11 protein-coding genes are annotated in these 15,134 nt (G+C 75.0%); 5 read left to right on the forward strand and 6 right to left on the reverse strand.

Annotated features, from left to right (window positions below; genetic code table 11):
• Window positions 1-2,718 precede the first annotated feature (2,718 nt).
• Window positions 2,719-6,045, forward strand: a complete 3,327-nt coding sequence (locus BMW67_RS12990) for a phospholipase D-like domain-containing protein (RefSeq protein WP_072748040.1) — start codon at window positions 2,719-2,721, stop codon at window positions 6,043-6,045.
• A gap of 40 nt (window positions 6,046-6,085) precedes the next feature.
• Here the strand turns inward: BMW67_RS12990 and BMW67_RS12995 are convergent, their stop codons facing one another.
• Window positions 6,086-6,958, reverse strand: a complete 873-nt coding sequence (locus tag BMW67_RS12995; protein ID WP_072748039.1) for a hypothetical protein — start codon at window positions 6,956-6,958, stop codon at window positions 6,086-6,088.
• A gap of 222 nt (window positions 6,959-7,180) precedes the next feature.
• On the opposite strand from BMW67_RS12995, the gene BMW67_RS13000 reads away from it, so the two are divergent.
• Both BMW67_RS13000 and BMW67_RS13005 read left to right on the forward strand, forming a co-directional pair.
• Window positions 7,181-8,782 carry a bifunctional metallophosphatase/5'-nucleotidase gene (locus BMW67_RS13000; RefSeq protein WP_072748038.1) on the forward strand — a complete coding sequence of 534 codons (1,602 nt, stop codon included), beginning with the start codon at window positions 7,181-7,183 and terminating at the stop codon, window positions 8,780-8,782.
• A gap of 7 nt (window positions 8,783-8,789) precedes the next feature.
• Complete coding sequence (locus tag BMW67_RS13005) at window positions 8,790-9,530, forward strand: SOS response-associated peptidase (protein ID WP_072748037.1); 741 nt, start codon at window positions 8,790-8,792, stop codon at window positions 9,528-9,530.
• A gap of 463 nt (window positions 9,531-9,993) precedes the next feature.
• Here BMW67_RS13005 and moaE read toward each other — a convergent pair whose 3' ends face one another.
• The 4 genes from moaE to BMW67_RS13025 are packed head-to-tail and all read right to left on the reverse strand — an operon-like array spanning window position 9,994 to window position 12,066.
• Window positions 9,994-10,485 (reverse strand): molybdopterin synthase catalytic subunit MoaE, encoded by a 492-nt coding sequence (gene moaE / locus BMW67_RS13010; RefSeq protein ID WP_083581502.1) that lies wholly within the window; start codon window positions 10,483-10,485, stop codon window positions 9,994-9,996.
• A 2-nt stretch (window positions 10,486-10,487) separates the two neighbouring features.
• Window positions 10,488-10,733 (reverse strand): molybdopterin converting factor subunit 1, encoded by a 246-nt coding sequence (gene moaD, locus BMW67_RS13015; RefSeq protein ID WP_072748036.1) that lies wholly within the window; start codon window positions 10,731-10,733, stop codon window positions 10,488-10,490.
• Window positions 10,730-11,482: a CDP-diacylglycerol--glycerol-3-phosphate 3-phosphatidyltransferase gene (pgsA, locus tag BMW67_RS13020; protein WP_342707612.1), complete on the reverse strand. Its 753-nt coding sequence runs from the start codon at window positions 11,480-11,482 to the stop codon at window positions 10,730-10,732. The genes moaD and pgsA overlap by 4 nt, the downstream gene beginning before the upstream one ends.
• Entirely contained in the window at window positions 11,479-12,066 is a 588-nt protein-coding gene (locus tag BMW67_RS13025; protein WP_072748035.1) for a 2-hydroxychromene-2-carboxylate isomerase, read from the reverse strand. Before BMW67_RS13025 ends, pgsA begins: the two co-directional genes overlap by 4 nt.
• A gap of 151 nt (window positions 12,067-12,217) precedes the next feature.
• Between BMW67_RS13025 and BMW67_RS13030 the strand changes: the two genes are divergently transcribed.
• Together BMW67_RS13030 and BMW67_RS13035 are read left to right on the forward strand one after the other, a co-directional pair.
• Window positions 12,218-12,553: a carboxymuconolactone decarboxylase family protein gene (locus tag BMW67_RS13030; protein ID WP_072748034.1), complete on the forward strand. Its 336-nt coding sequence runs from the start codon at window positions 12,218-12,220 to the stop codon at window positions 12,551-12,553.
• A gap of 77 nt (window positions 12,554-12,630) precedes the next feature.
• Entirely contained in the window at window positions 12,631-13,626 is a 996-nt protein-coding gene (locus BMW67_RS13035) for an alpha/beta fold hydrolase (RefSeq protein WP_125459047.1), read from the forward strand.
• A gap of 181 nt (window positions 13,627-13,807) precedes the next feature.
• On the opposite strand, the gene BMW67_RS13040 is transcribed toward BMW67_RS13035, so the two are convergent.
• On the reverse strand, window positions 13,808-15,031 hold the full coding sequence (locus BMW67_RS13040) for an argininosuccinate synthase (RefSeq protein WP_072748033.1): 1,224 nt from the start codon (window positions 15,029-15,031) through the stop codon (window positions 13,808-13,810).
• Window positions 15,032-15,134 lie beyond the last annotated feature (103 nt).

Here is a 15,134-nt window from a genome sequence, read left to right on the forward strand (position 1 = left end):
TGATCGAGGCGGACAAGACGCCGCAGCTCGCCTGGCAGGTGATCGACGTGCTCAACCTGCCCCATGCGGGCGGAAGGCGCTATCCGGCCCTGTCGGGCTGGGAGCGGCTTTGCGCCGAGCGTGTGCGCGCGCAGGCGCCCCGGCGCCGCCCGATGCACGATCTTTCGGCCGCGACGCCGCGCTTCTCGGCGCCGCCCCATGATCCGGGGGCCGAGCGCGACCGGGTCGCCACCCTGTTCGAGGCGGTCGAAGAGCCGCTCGACGCGCTCATCGACGGGCCGACGCCCCAGCACCTGCTCGTCCTGCGGCAGACGCTGACCAACGCCGACGGCTCGGGCGGCGTGGCGGGCGGCGCGGCCGAGGCCAGCGTCTTCGCCCTGGGGCTTGCCCTGCAGGCGCAGGTCGATCCGGGGCTGGCCAGCTGGATGGGCATGAAGACGCTGGACGCGGTCGAGACGGACCTTCAGCCGCGGCTGAGCCTGTATCGCCTGACGGGGTTCTTCGCCGATCCGCCCGCCGACGCGCTGGCGCGCGCCGGGGCCGCGGCGGCGCTTCTGATCGCGGCCGCGCGCCGCGCGCCGGGGCTGAGCGCGCATGACGATCTGATGGGCGCGTTCTCGGCGCTGGCCGAACCCTGGCTGGCCGCGCGCGGCGTCGCGCTCGGCGCCGCGCCCGAGGCGTTCCGCGGCTTTGCGCTGGGCGCGCTGGCGGCGGCCGACCGCGCCGCGCCGCCGGCGCCGCTGGCCCCGCCGCGCCTTGCTCCGCCGCGCCATGTCGCCTGGCGGGCCGACTCGCCCGAGGATCCGCGGCGCGTGATCGAGATGGGCGTGAGCGGCGCGCCCCCCGCCGGCGCGCTGGCGGCGATGCTGCGCCAGCCGCCCGGCTCGGGCGGATGGGCGCCGCTCAACCCGGCGCAGGACGTCGGCGCCGGCGCCTGGCGCAGCCTGATCGTTCCCGCCCCGCCGGGCGAGGATCCGTCCTTCCCGGCGCCCGAGGGCGCGACGGGGCAGGCGCTGATCTCTTGCGCCAGCGCCGGGCCCGAACGCTTCGCCTTTCACGCCGCCGCCATGGACCGCTTCGGGCGCTGGTCGGATTTCGCGGCGGTCGTCGGCGAGGCCGGCCCGCGGCCCCTGCCGCCGCGGCCCGTCCTGATGGGCGCCTACGCGCCGCCCGACGTCGCGACGGGCGCGCGCGCGGGCCGCGTCAGCGCCACGGTCCCGCTGCCCGACGCCGCGGCGCTGGCGCCGGGCGCCTTTCCCCTGTCCCATCTGCGGCTGACGGCCGAGGTGGACGGCGCGCCCTTCGGACCCGTGCGCACGGCCCCCGTCTCGGACGCGGTCGAGACCCATCCCAACGCCGCGATCGCCGGTCTGAGCGTGCCCCCGGGGCAGGAGCAGCCCGGCCTGCGCTTCGCCTTCGACGGCCCCGTCATTCCCGCGGGGCGCGCGCGCAGCCTGACCCTGACCGCCGTCTGGGTCGATGCGGCGGGGCGCGTCTCGGCGCCGTCCGAGCCGGTGCGGCTGCGCATGGCCGACCCCTACCCGCCGCCGCAGATCGCCATCGCCGACGTGCTGGACTATGCCGCGCGGCCCGACGCGACCGGCGCCGCCTGGGTCGAGCGCGACATTGCCGGCGATCCGGCGCATCGCTACGTCGTGCTCTATGCGGACGAGAACCGCCTGCGCGACCATCTGCGCCGCTCGTCCGCGCCCGAGGACGCGGCGCTGCTGGCGTCGCTCGAGGCCGAGCCGGACCCGGCGGCGCGCGCCACGCTGCTGCGCGCGGCGCAGGCGCGCTTTCCGGGCCATCTGTTCGAGCGCCTGAAGGCCGTGGTCGAGACCGAGCCCCGCCTGCGCTTTCGCCACGCCCTGCCGGGCAGCCTGCGCGTGCTGTCGGCCTACAGGATCGCGGCGGAATCGGCGCTGAACGCCGCCGGACCGGACCCGAGCGCCCTCGACACCGTGTTCTACGCCGTGCCCAACGCCGAGCCGCCCGCGCGCCCGAGCGTGCGCGTGCGCATGGTCCCGCCCGCGCCGGGCGAGCCCGATCTGGTCGTCGAGGCGACGGTCACGCTGCGCGCGGCCGTCACGCCGGGGGCGCGGGCGCGCATCCGGCGCACGCGCTCGGGCGTGGTCGATCCGCTGCGCAACCCGATCGTCGGGACGGCCGAGATGGGGCCGGTCGATCCGGTCACGGGCCTGCAGACGGCGACGTTTCGCGACGTGGGGGCGGCGCTGGCGGCGCCCGCCGCGCGGCTGGCGGCCTTCGTCGAATACGCCTGGATCGCCGAGGTCCAGGGCGCGCCCGAGCCGGGCTCGGCCATGTCGGCCTCGGGGCCGGTTCCGGGGCTGTGGAGCGAACCCAGCGCGCCGGCCGTGCTGACCACGATTCCCGACGCGCCGCCGCCGGCGCCGGCGCTGGTGGCGGCCTCTGGCGCGCCGGCGGCCGGCGGCGTGCGCGATCTGCGGCTCGATTTCGTCAGCGCGCAGGATCTGACGCCGGGCGCGCCAAGCCCCTGGCGCATCCGCATCGAGCGCGCCTTGCCCGATCAGGGGCTGACGCTGCTGAGCGAGGCCCCCGCCGTCGGCGGGCGCGAATTCTCGGTCGTCGCCGCCCCGGGCGAGGTCACGCCCGGCGGCGCGCGCTATCGCGTGCGGCTGATCGACCCGGTCGGGCGCGAAAGCCCGGCGGTCGAGCACATCGTTTGAGGAGGCGCACATGCCCACGCTCTCGCCCGCTCCGTCCTCGCTTGGCGTGTTCTCGCCGGCGCTGGGCCCGTGGTTCCAACGCTCGGCGTCGGATGACGCGGATCTGTCGGCGCTGCCCGCGCCGGGGCGCGACCTGTCGGCGGCGCGCGACCTGCCCGCCGGCGCGATCTGGAACGCGCCGGCGGCGGGGCTCCTGTCGTTCCACGTGGTCGCCCAGCCGCGCCAGGCGGCGCTTGCCGGCCTGCGCGCCGCCGAGGGCGGGCCCGCCTTCGCGACCGGCGCGCCGGTGCTGCTCTTTCGCCTGCTGCCGCAGGTCGCCGAGCGGCTGGGCGCGCTCAGCCAGGCGGCGCCGCGGCCCGACTCGCCCGCGGCGACGACGGGAAACCAGCGCACGCGGCCCGTCATCGCCGCGCTCGCGCTTGAGCTGCCGGCCGACATGGCGCGCCTGCCGGCGCTGCGTCAGCTTCTGCCCGACAACGGCCCGGCCGACCTCAAGGCCGTCGTCGACGGGCTGAGCGACGACGACGCCAGGGCGGCCTGGCTGGGCCTGCGGTCGTCGGGCGGCGCGTTGTCGGACGCCGAGCGGCCCGCCACGATCCTGCGCCGCCCCGAGAAGGACGAGCGCCGCCTGCTCGAGAACGCCGGCGCCGCCGTGGCGGGCGCGAAGCTGTGGGCCTTCACCCGCGGGGGGCGCGCCTTCGATCCGGGCGCGGTCGCGGCGATCTGGGCGTGGCTGGCCGGCGTGGCCTGGGACAATCTGTGGGCCGCCTCGGACGTCGCGCGCCAACGCACCGCCGCGACCGCCGATGCGCGCACGGCGCTGCTGGTCAACGCGCATCAGGGCCCGCTCGCGCCGCATCTGAAGGCGCGTCTGAGCCTGTCGGGGCTGACGGCGGTCGATGGCTCGGACGTGCTGTTCGGCGTCGGCGCGGGCGCGGCGGTGCGGCTCTCGGCGGCGGCGTCCGCCGATCTGGACGAGGCGCCCATTCCCCTTGTCGCGCCGTTGCCCTCTGGCCCCTACGCCGCGCCCGACGCCGCGGCCCCCTTCGCCGGATGGTCGGCGCCCGGCGCGCTGAGCCGCGATTTCCTGCGCGTGGCGGCGATGGATGTCGAGCGCCACCTGACCGGCCTTGGCCGCGAGGCGGGATCGCCCCAGGCCGACCCGCGCCTGCGCGTCGGCGCGGCGCGCAACACGGCCGATCCGCTGTTCCTGCCCTCGGCCGACGCGCTGGCGGCCGAGGTCATGGCCAGCTTCGCCGCGCCCGGCGCGCAGGTCGATTTCATGGCGCCCGAGCTTGACCGCGACTACGGCCCGCAAACGCCCGCGCCGCTGGCGGCGGTCGATCCCTTCGCCGCCGCTCATGACGATCCGGTCGCGACGGTGTACGCGATCAAGGGCTCGGGCCGCCAGTCGGGCGCGACCGCCGAGGGGCAGAGCGTGGCGCTGCGCTTCGCCGGATCGGTCCCGCCGGGGGCGTGGCTGCGCGCCTGGCCCCATGGCCGCGACGCGCAGACGGGGCGGCGCTGGCGCATGACGGGCGGCGCCGCCCTGGCCGACGCGGACGGCAATGCGCTGCTCGTCCTGCCGCTGCCCGATGGCGAGGCGGGCGCAGGCGCCGCGCCCGTCGCCTTCAGCTACGATCTGATGATCGTCGCCGCCCAGGGCGCGCGCCTTTTCGCCGACCGCCGCGCCGAGCGTCCGCCCGTCGCCGCGGGCGCGCCCGCGAACGTCGCCAGCCTTGGCGCCGCGGCCCTGTTCTGCCCCGAGACCGCGCGCGCCCCCTCGCCCGGCGCGGCCGAGATCGCGCCCGGCCACACCCTGATCGCCGTGAACGGCGCGCTCGAGGACGGCGACTTCTCGGCCGTGGACATGACCAGCCTGCGCCCCGAGGATCTGAGCGCCAGCCTGCCCAACCGGGCCGATGCGGACGACCGCCTCGTCACCCGCGCGCCGGCCTTCGTTCAGACGCCGCCGGGCGACCTGCCCGCCGAACGCAGCCCCGGCGGGCCCGAGCGCGTGCATGACGGCGACTTTCACGCTCCCGCCCGCGGGCAGGAGCTGTTCGACTTCGCCGCCTTCGACCGCGCCGGCGGGCGCGGCGTGATCGGCGCGGCGGCCGGGCGGCGCCTGTGGCACGAGGCGCCGCCCGCCGCGCTGGGTCATCCGGGCGTCAACGCCGCGCCCGAGATCCATGCCGAGGGGCTGGCCCTGGCCGGTCCGGCGGCGGACATCCTGCGCCTGTTGATGCGCGAGCGCCGCCCCGCCGACATTTCCGAGTTCGTCTCGCAGATGGGCCTTCCCTTCACGCCGGCCCCTGCGCCGACCGATCCGGGACCGTGGACCGCGGTGCTCGAGACGGCGGCCAGGGGCACGCATGGCGGGCAGCTGTTCTCGCTGATCCCCGAGACGTTCGCGCCGGGCGCGGTCTGGTCGCAGATCAAGTCGCAGATCGACGCGGCGCTGGCGACGCTGCCCGGCGGGCTGAGCGTGGATGGCATCGTGGACCGGGCCGCCTTCGACGACGACACGGCCGCCGCCGCCTTCGACCGCGTCCTGCACAAGCGGCGCAACGGCGCGCAGGGCTTCGCGCGCGCCGCCATGGCCGCCATCGCGCGGGCCGAGGATCTGGTCTGGCTCCAGACCCCCGCGCTCGACGCCGAGCGCTGGGCCGCGCCGGCGGGCGACCCCTTGGGCGACGTCGCCTTGCTCGAGGCCCTCAAGACGCGCCTTCACGAGAACCCGGCGCTCAATGCGGTGCTGGTGCTGCCTGCACGCCATCTGCCCGATCGCAACGCGCGCCTTGAAGAGGTGCGCAAGGCCGCCGTCCAGGCCGCGCTGCACGAGCTGGCCGCCGTCGCCGAGGCGCGCGTGGCCTGGGTCTCGCCGCCGGGCGGCCCCGGCCGGCCGTTTCACAGCGCCGCGACGACCCTGATCGTGGACGACGCGGTCATGTTCTCGGGCGCGGCGCATGCCTGGCGGCGCGGGCTGGTGTTCGACTCGGCCCTGACGGGGGCGGTGTTCGACCAGAACCTGGACTTCGGCCGCCCCAGGGCCGTGATCGCGGCGCGACGGCAGCTTGCCTCGGCCATGCTGGGCATCGCGCCCGATCTGACGCCGCTGACGGGGGCCGGGCTGGTCGCGGCGCTCAAGGCGCAGGCGCGCGGGGGCGGCTTCGGGCGCGCCGACACGCTGGCCTACGCGCCCGGGCCCGACGCGACGCCCGCGCCCGATCGCGAGATCTGGAACCCCGCGCCATCGGCCGCGCAGGCCTGGACGGCGGCCTTGGCGGCGCTGACGGGCGATCTGCGCGATGCGTTCGAGAACGGCGTGCGCTGAGGCGCGCCGGCCGGCGCCTTTCGGGCGCGTTGGGCGCCGGTCAGCGCGCGGGGCGCGCGCGCCGCATGCCCCACAGCGCCGCCAGCGCCGCGGCCAGCAACGCGGCGGGCGCGGGCAGGGGAGCCGGCAGCGGCGCGGGATCGCGCCCGATGACGATGGGCGGGATCGGCTCCTGCGGCTCGACCGTTTCGCCGAGCGGCGATTCGGGCGTGTTTCCGCCGCCCGAGCTTCCGCCGCCCCCGCCGCCGCCCGAAGCGATCACGATCGCCCCGGGCGGGCCGTCGATCCAGCCCGCCGCCGCCCAGCCCGGACCCGCCAGCCAGCCGCCGGGGGCGGGGCGCGCGAAGGCGATCAGAACCTCCCAGCTTCCGCAGGCGGGGCGCAGGCCCAGGCTGGCGGGAAGGGGCTCTGCGGCGGGCTGCAGGGGCAGGTCGCGCCAGGCGCCGGCGTCATGCGCGGCCAGGCGCGGCGCGGGCGCCTCGGCGCGCGTCAGCTCGGGATCTTCGGGCGCAAGAGCGAAGAACAGCCCATCGCCCGCGCGCCAGGCCTGGTCGGTGCGCTCGGGCGCGCGGGCGGCGCAAAGGCGCGAAAGGGCCAGATAGCCCAGCGCCGGAGACTCGGGCGCCAGGCGGCGCGACATCTCTTGCGCCGAGCGGGGCGTCCACTCGGTCCAGGGCAGGGCGTGGCGGGCGCGCTGCGCGATCCATGCGTCGGTCCAGCGTTCCTCGACCCGGGATTCGATCCAGGGGTCAATCCGGGGGCCGATCCAGGGCGCGGACCAGGGGCCGACCCAGGGCGCGGCGTGCGGCGCGCCCCACGCCGCCGCTTCGGCGGTGAGGACGGCGGCGCGGCCCGCTGTCGAGGCCACAAGCGCAAGCGCGACGGCGATCGCGCCGAAGCTGATGCGGAACATGGCGCAGCTCCGTAAAGGATTTTCGGAAATTCCGGTCGATGAGAACATAAGGAAAACTAACCCGACTCGGTGCCGGACGCGCACAGAAGGCAGGGTTAACGGCGGCGGATTCAGCGTTAACCGCGCCCCCGCGCCCGCGCTCCGGGGCGACGCCGCGTCGCCGCTTGCTTTCGGCGCTGCGCGCGTTCACCATTCGCCCGGACCCGAAACCAGGAGACGCTCATGCGCCGCCATCTCGCCCTTGCCGCCGCCGCCGCGCTGACGGCCGCCGCGCCCGCCCAGGCCGATTTCGAGCTGGGAATCATCCACATCAACGACCTGCACAGCCGCATGGAGCCGATCAGCAAGTATGACGGCCCCTGCAAGGCCGAGGACGACGCCGCGGGCAAATGCTTCGGCGGCATCGCCCGCGTCGCGGCCAAGATCGCCGAGCTGCGCGCCCGCCACGCCGCCGAGGGCCGCCCCGCGCTGGTTCTGGACGCGGGCGACCAGTTTCAGGGCTCGCTTTTCTACACCACCTACAAGGGCGCCGCGGCGGCCGAGTTCATGAACCTGATCGGCTTCGACGCCATGGCCGTCGGAAATCACGAGTTCGACGACGGCCCCGAGGGGCTGGCCGGCTTTCTCGACAAGGTCCGCTTCCCGGTCATCTCGGGCAATCTGGACGTGAGCGCGAACAACCGCCTGGCCGGGCGCGTGGCGCCCTACGTCATCCTCGACGCCGGCGGGCGCAAGGTGGGCGTGGTCTCGGCGCTGGCGACCGACACGGCCGAGACCTCGTCGCCCGGGCCGACCGTCAAGTTCGCCGACGAGGCCGAAAGCCTGCGCGCCGCCGTCGCCGAGCTGGAGGGGCAGGGCGTCAACGTCATCATCGCGCTGACCCATGTGGGCCTGCCCGCCGACATCCGGCTGGCGCAAGGCGTGCCCGGCATCGACGCGGTGGTGGGCGGGCACTCGCACACCTGGCTGTCGGCCTCGGACCGCAAGGCGGCGGGGCCCTATCCGGTCTGGGTCAGCGGCCCGGGCGACGCGCTGGTTCCCGTGGTGCAGGCCTATGCCTATTCGAAATTCGTCGGCGACCTGACGCTGCGCTTCGACGACGAGGGCGCGCTGCTTGACGCCTGGGGCGACACCGTGCTGCTCGACGCCTCGGTGACCCCCGACGCCGCCGTCGCCGCCCGCGTCAAGGAGCTGGCCGGCCCCATCGAAGAGGTCAAGCGCAAGGTGGTTTCCGAGGCCGCCGCGCCGATCGACGGCAGCCGCGAAAGCTGCCGCTCGGGCGAGTGCGAGATGGGCAACCTCGTCGCCGACGCCATGCTCGAGCGCACCCGCGGCCAGGGCGTGACCATCGCCATCCAGAACGGCGGCGGGCTGCGCGCCTCGATCGACCAGGGCGAGATCACCATGGGCGAGGTGCTGACCGTGCTGCCCTTCCAGAACACGCTGGCCACCTTCCGCCTGAAGGGCGCCGACGTGATCGCCGCGCTCGAGAACGGCGTCAGCCAGGTCGAGGAGCTGGCCGGCCGCTTCCCGCAGGTGGCGGGGCTGCGCTTCGTCTGGTTGCCCGACAAGCCCGCCGGCAGCCGCATCGAAGAGGTGCTGGTGCGCAAGGGCGACGGCTGGGCGCCCATCGACGCCGAGGCCGAATACATGGTCGTGTCCAACAACTACATGCGCGCCGGCGGCGACGGCTACAAGGTGTTCGCCGAAAAGGCCATGGACGCATATGACTACGGCCCCGGGCTCGAGGTGGCGGTGGCCGACTATCTGGCCGCCCGCGCGCCCTACAAGCCCTATCTCGACGGGCGCATCTCGCGCCGCTGAGCGGGAGATGTGCGGCCGCTTCGCCCTGGCCGCCGCGGCCGAGGAGGTGGACCGGGTCTTTTCCTGCACGCCGCGGGACCCGGCCCCGCCGCCGCCGCGCTGGAACATCGCGCCGACCCAGCGGATCGACGCGGTGCTGATCGGCGCCGGGGCGGGGCGGCTGCGGCGGGGGCTGCGCTGGGGCTTCGTCCCGCGTTGGAGCCGCGCGCCGGTCGAGGGGCCGCTCATCATCAACGCGCGCGCCGAAACGCTGGCGCAAAAGCCCGCCTTCCGCGAGGCCTGCCGCAAGCGCCGCTGCCTGATCCCGGCGACGGGGTTCTACGAGTGGCGGCGCGAGGGGCGCCGCCGTCAGCCCTTCTACATCTCGCCGGCGCGGGGCGGGCTCATGGCCATGGCCGGCGTGTGGGAGGAATGGTCGGGCCCCGACGGGCGGCGGATCGCCTCATGCGCCATCGTGACCGTGGCCGCGGGGCCGCAGCTGCGCCCGATCCATGACCGCGAGCCGCTCGTCATCGCGCCCGAGGCTTGGGGCAAATGGCTGGGCGAAGAGGGGCCGGGCGCCGCGCTGCTCATGCATCCGGCGCCCGAGGGCTTCTTCGCGCTGCGCAAGGTGTCGCCCCGCGTCAACCGCGCGACCGAAGACGACCCCGAGCTGATCGAGCCATGGTCCGAAGAGGGCGAGGCGGCCGAGGGCTCTTCCGAGGGGCCAGAAGGCCCCGACGCCGCCCCGCAGCCCGGCCGCGCCTGATCGGCCGGCGGCCTGCGACGCGGCCCCGGCCGGGGGGGGTGGCGGAGGGGCGGAGGGCCCCGCTCGCGCGGCGCGCCGACCCGTCGCCGGCGCCGCCGTGACTTGGCGCGGGCCCTTCGCCGGGCAAGCGGGATGGGGCCGCGCCGCCTCGCTCGACCTGCCCGGGGGGCCAGCGGCGCCCGGAGCGGCAGCGCAGGCGTCACGGCGCCGCGCGCGGATTTCTCCGGGGCGCGGCGGGGCCCGGCCCAGGGCGCCGCGTGCGGATTTGTCCGGGATGCGGCGGGACCCGGCCCAAGGCGCCGCGCGGCGGCGTTCGTTCGGGCGGTCCGGCGCGGGCGCCGGCCATTGGCCGGGCGCGCCGTCGCGAACGCCGCAGGGCGAGGCCGGCGAAGGCCGGGCGGCCGAAACTGGCGGGGATGGCAAGGGCACGAGGCGCTTGCCGCCCCGATCGCCGCGGCGCCGCTCAGCGTTCCCAGCGGGCGGCGGCGTGCTCGTCGCTTTCGCGCGCATCGACCCAGCGCGCGCCGTCGGGGGTTTCTTCCTTCTTCCAGAAGGGGGCGCGGGTCTTGAGGTAGTCCATCAGGAACTCCGCCGCCTCGAAGGCCGCGCCGCGATGGGCCGAGGCCGCCGCCGCCAGCACGATGCGGTCGGCCGGGGCCAGCCGCCCCACCCGATGCACGATGCGCACGCCCAGCAGCGGCCAGCGCCGCGCGGCCTCGCGCGCGATGGCCTCAAGCGACTTTTCGGTCATGCCCGGATAGTGTTCGAGCGTCATGGCCATGACCGGCGCGCCCTCGGCCGCCTTGGTCACGTCGCGCACCAGCCCCACGAAGCACGCCACCGCGCCCACATCCGCGCGCCCGCGCGTCAGCGCGTCGATCTCGGCCGAGACGTCGAAATCCGCCTCCTGCACCGAGATCAGGATGGGGATCTGCGCGGGCTCGGGCGCGCTCATGCTCAGCCCCCGGTGACGGGCGGAAAGAAGGCGACCTCGCGCGCGCCCTTCAGCGGGGCGTCGAAGCCGGCGGCCTCCTGATCCACGGCCACGCGCAGCGCCGAGACGTCGGCGAAGGCGGCGGCATGGGCGGGGCTGCGCGCGCGCAGCGCCTCGACCAGCGCCGAGACGTCGGGCGCCTCGGCCTCGACGTCCTCTTCGGCAAGGCCGATGCGCTCGCGCAGCCAGGCGAAATAGAGAACCTTCATCCTCGTCCCTCCCGCGCGCGGATGAAGGCCACGCCGCGCGCCATGTAGTCCCAGCCCGAAATCAGCGTCATGCCCGCAGCCACCCACAGCAGCGCATAGCCCGCCGCCCAGCCCGCGGGCGCCAGCGCGTGCCAGAAGCGCAGCCCGACCGTGTCCTGCGCCGCGCCGGTCAGGATGGCGCCGGCGGTCTGGGGCGGCAGCTCGCGCATGAGGCCGGCCAGGGTCTCGTCGGCCCAGCCGGCCAGAAACAGCGTGCCGATGGCGAACATCTGCGCCGTGGTCTTCCACTTGGCCAGGCGCGTGACGGGCAGCTTGAACTCGTTGCCGAGGAATTCGCGCAGGCCCGAGACGGCCACCTCGCGCAGAAGGATCAGCGAGACCGGCGCCAGCATGGCCCAGTGCAGCCCCGCCACCGCCATCAGCACCGCCAGCGCGATGATGACCATGGCCTTGTCCGCGATCGGGTCCAGCATCTTGCCCAGCGCCGTGACCTGGTTCCAGCGCCGCGCCAGCCAGCCGTCCATGAAGTCGGTCGCCGAGGCGGACATGAACAGCGCGAAGGCGACCAGATCCGCGATCGGCCGCTCCAGCAGCGCGAAGACCAGCGCGACCATCGGCGCGGCGGCGACGCGGCTGAAGGTCAGAATGTTCGGGACGGTCCAGATCATCGCGTTGCCAGGCGTCAGGTTCCGGGGCGTGCGCAGATGACCCGATCCGGGCGTCGAGGGCAAGGGGCGCCCGCCGCTCACGCCAGGGCCTCCTCGACGAAATCCATGCGGTCCTGCCCGAAGAACATGCGCTCGCCCACGAAGAAGGTCGGCGCGCCGAACACGCCGCGCGCCACGGCCGATTCGGTCTCGGCGCGCAGGCGCTGCTTGGCGGCGGGGTCTTCGGACATGGCGCGCAGCTCGTCGGCGCCGAAGCCCGCCGGGGCCAGCGCGGCGGCGGCCTGGTCCGGGTCGGCCATGTTCAGCCCGTCGCGCCACATGCCGGCGAAGCAGGCCTCGCACCAGGCGCGCAGGCGCGGCTCGTCATCGGCCAGGGCCGCGGCGCCGCGCATGAGCGCCATGGTGTTGACGGGGAAATGCGGATTGACCCGGAAGGGCGTGCCGTGCCGCGCGGCCCACATGGCCAGATCCTGCATCATCCAGCGCCCCTTGGCCGGGATCATCGCCGGGCTGGCGTTGCCGGTCGCCTTGAACACCGCGCCCAGCAGAATGGGGCGAAGGCGCGCGCGGGCGCCGGTCCGCCGTTCGAGCGCGGGCAGGCGCGCCCATGCCAGATAGCTGGCCGGGCTGCCGAAATCGAACAGGAACTCGAACGTCTTGGTCATGGCCCTTCCTTGCTTGCCCCCGCCGGCACATCAAGCGCCATCGGCGGCGCGGCGTCAATGCGCGGCGGCGCGTCGCGCCCTTGACGTGGGTCAATGCGCGCGCGCGGCAAGGGGCGATAGCTGCGCGAAGCCATACCAAGGAGGCGCTGACATGAACTGGAGCGAGTTTCTCAAGGACACCACGCGCGAGGTCGCCGCGTTCAACAAGACCCAGCCCGACGTCGCCGCCGGCTTTCAGGCGCTGGCGCGCGCGGCGACGGCGAACGGCGCGCTCGACCCCAAGACCAAGGAGCTGATCGCCCTTGCGATCGGCGTGGCGGCGCGTTGCGACGCGTGCATCGGCTATCATGTCAAGGCCTGCATCCGGCACGGCGCCACCCGCGAAGAGGTGGCCGAGACCATCGGCATGCGCGTCTACATGGGCGGAGGGCCCTCGCTGATGTATGGGGCCAAGGCCCTGGCCGCGTTCGACGAGCTCTCGGGCTGAGGCCGGCTTCCCGCCAGCCCGCCGCCCGCCCCAGCCGGAACGCGCGCCGTTGACGGGCGGCGCGCGGGCGTCGATGATTGACCCAACGGAATGCATGGCCGAGGGACGGGGTGACGCTGCTGGCCTTCATCGCCGCCGCGTTGATCGGGGCGGGCGCCGTGATGGCCGCGGGCGGCGCGGCCTACATGGCGCGGCTGTCGCGCGCCATCGCCGCCGCGCATCCGCCTTGCGGGCGGTGGCGCGAGGTGCGCGGCGGGCGGATCCATTTCATCGAGCGCGGGCGCCCGGACGGCCCCGCGCTTGTGCTCATCCATGGGCTGGGCGGCAATCTGCACAATTTCAACCGCATGATCCCGCTGCTCGAGCGCGATTTCCGCGTCATCGCGCTGGACCGGCCGGGCAGCGGCTGGTCCGAGCGGCGCTCGGACCGGCTGGCGGCGTTGCCCGAGCAGGCGCGCATGATCGCCGAGTTCCTGCGGGCCGAGGGCGTCGCGCGCCCGGTGCTGGTCGGTCACTCGCTGGGCGGGGCGGTGGCGCTGGCGCTGGCGCTGGAGCATCCCGAGCAGGTCGGCGCCCTGGCGCTGCTGGCGCCGTTGACGCATCCGATCCGGCGGCCGCCGGCGGCTTTCCGCGTTCTTGCGCTCGGCCGGCCTTGGGCGCGGCGCGCGGCGGCGCGGCTGTTCGCGCCGCTGATTGGCGAAGCCGTCCTGCCGGGCATGTTGCGCGCCGTCTTCGCGCCCGAGCCGGTTCCCCCCGAATTCGAAACCGAAGGCGCCGTTCGCCTGGCGCTGCGCCCCGCGGCCGCCGCGGCGGCGGCGGCCGATCTGGCGCATGTCGTCGATGTGGCGGCGCTGGCCCCGCGCTATGGCGCGCTGAGGGCGCCCGGCGGCGTTCTGTTCGGAGGCGGCGACACGCTGCTTGACCCGCAGGCGCAGGGCGAGGCGCTGGCGCGCGCCGCGCCCGGGATCCACTGCCGCGTGCTGTTCGGGCGCGGGCACATGCTTCCCTGGACCTGCCCCGAAGCCTGCGCCGCGCTGGCCGCCGAGGCGGCGGCGATGGCGCGCATGGCCTGACCGCGGCGCCGCCGCCCGGCCCGCCGGCGTCGGGCGGCTCGCGCCGGGCCGCCGCGGGCGCCCGGCGAAAGTCCCGCCGGACGAGTCGGGGGGCGCAGGGCGCCCGGTCCTGCGGCCGCGCCAAGGGCGCGCCGCCCATGCGCCGCCCGTTCGGCGTGCGTCCGCCCCCGTCCGGCGCGCGTCAGCGCGCGCGGCGGTCGCGCATGGCCAGCAGCTTGAGCCGCAGCGCGTTGATCTTGATGAAGCCCGCCGCGTCCTTCTGATCGTAGGCGCCGGCGTCGTCCTCGAAGGTGACGTGCTGCTCGGAGTAGAGCGACAGCGGCGAGCTGCGCCCGACCACGTTCGCCGAGCCCTTGTAGAGCTTGACGCGCACGGTTCCGGTCACGTGCTCCTGGCTCTTGTCGATGGCGGCCTGAAGCATCTCGCGCTCGGGGCTGAACCAGTAGCCGTTGTAGATCAGCTCGGCGTAGCGGGGCATGAGCTCGTCCTTAAGATGGGCCGCGCCGCGGTCGAGCGTGATCTGCTCGATGCCGCGATGGGCGGCCAGAAGGATCGTGCCGCCGGGCGTCTCGTAGATGCCGCGCGACTTCATGCCCACATAGCGGCCCTCGACCAGGTCGAGCCGGCCGACCCCATGCTTGCCGCCGTATTCGTTGAGCGCGGTCAGCAGCTCGGCCGGGCTCATGCGGCGGCCGTTGATCCCCACCGCGTCGCCGCGCTCGAACTCGATCTCGACGTATTCGGGCGCGTCGGGCGCGTCCTCGGGGTTGACGGTGCGCTGATAGACGTAGTCGGGCGCCTCCTGCGCCGGATCCTCGAGCACCTTGCCCTCGGACGAGGTGTGCAGCAGGTTCGCGTCCACCGAGAAGGGCGCCTCGCCGCGCTTGTCCTTGGGAACGGGCACCTGGTGCGCCTCGGCCCATTCGATGAGCTTGGTGCGCGAGGTCAGATCCCACTCGCGCCACGGGGCGATGACCTTGATGTCGGGGTTGAGCGCGTAGGCCGACAGCTCGAAGCGCACCTGGTCGTTGCCCTTGCCGGTGGCGCCGTGGGCGATGGCGTCGGCGCCGGTCTCTTCGGCGATCTCGACCAGGCGCTTGGCGATCAGCGGGCGGGCGATCGAGGTGCCCAGCAGGTAAAGCCCCTCGTAGACCGCGTTGGCGCGGAACATCGGGAACACGAAGTCGCGCACGAATTCCTCGCGCAGGTCTTCGATGAAGATGTTCTCGGGGCGGATGCCCAGCATCTCGGCCTTCTCGCGCGCGGGCTCCAGCTCTTCGCCCTGGCCCAGATCGGCGGTGAAGGTGACGACTTCGCAGCCGTAGGCCTCCTGCAGCCATTTGAGGATGATCGAGGTGTCCAGCCCGCCCGAGTAGGCGAGGACGACTTTCTTGGGCTTGCTCATGGGGCGATCCTGCCGTGGTTTCCAATCGAGTGCGCGCCGTCGCGCTTAGCGCGGGCGGGGGCGCTTGGCAAGCGTCGCGCCGGGCGGGCCGACGTTGCGGAAC

Source organism: Oceanicella actignis, assembly GCF_900111545.1.
Taxonomy (GTDB): Bacteria; Pseudomonadota; Alphaproteobacteria; order Rhodobacterales; family Rhodobacteraceae; genus Oceanicella; species Oceanicella actignis.